The 689-nt window shown below is 72.0% G+C and carries 1 protein-coding gene and 1 pseudogene; both read right to left on the bottom strand.

The window, feature by feature from the left end:
• On the bottom strand, nt 1-198 hold a 198-nt coding region (locus tag DBZ45_RS02480; RefSeq protein WP_146617429.1), incomplete at its 3' end, for a phage holin family protein.
• Nucleotides 195-689: pseudogene (locus DBZ45_RS23095) on the bottom strand (hypothetical protein); the annotation flags it as partial. The gene DBZ45_RS02480 and the pseudogene DBZ45_RS23095, both read right to left, overlap by 4 nt.

Genomic DNA, 689 nt, shown 5'->3' with positions numbered 1-689 from the left:
GCCGGCGCCGGCGAGCATGCCGCCGCCCTTGCCGGCGCGGGTGCCGGACTGTTTGAGTTCGGCTTTGGCGAGTTCGATTTCCTGCCGGATCAGGGTGGACAGGTCCCGGGTGACCTCGCCGAGGAGGTCACCGAGGGAGGTGGTGTCGGCCTTCGCGTGCGCCTCCGTGGGAGGGAGATCAGGTATCTGGCTGCTCACAGGGGACGACCCCCACCCTCGGTATACGGGTCCTCGGGATCGCGCAGCGGAACCCCTGCTGAACCGGGGGTGTCAAAGCCGGGGCGGGCAGGCTCGCCGTATACCGTCTCTGCGTAGGTGGTCGGGGTTGCCTGCGGTGCGTCGTAGAGGGGCGCACCGGGAACCGCGCCAAGGCTGCTTTCGGTGACCGGCGGCTGGGCGGGGTACTGCGGAACTGTGCCTGTGTATCCGGCCCCAGCCGCGGTTCCCGTCTCGGGGGGACCGGCCTGCAGGCTGCGGCCCAGGCGCCCGGCAAGCAGGCCCGCGCCGGCTGCCAGGAGCAGGAAGGCGCCGGGGCGCTGGCGGGCGAAGGACTTCACTTCGTTCAGCAGTGAGCCCGGGTCCCGGTTGTCCAGCCACGACGCGACCGACTCGGAGCGGTCCGCGGCCTGCCGGATCAGGTCCGCGGCCACACCCTGCTGGTCCGGCGCGTCGGCCATGGTGCGCAGCTG

The organism is Arthrobacter globiformis, from assembly GCF_003261175.1.
Lineage (GTDB): Bacteria > Actinomycetota > Actinomycetes > Actinomycetales > Micrococcaceae > Arthrobacter > Arthrobacter globiformis_A.
This window is presented reverse-complemented; position numbering and strand designations above follow the sequence as displayed.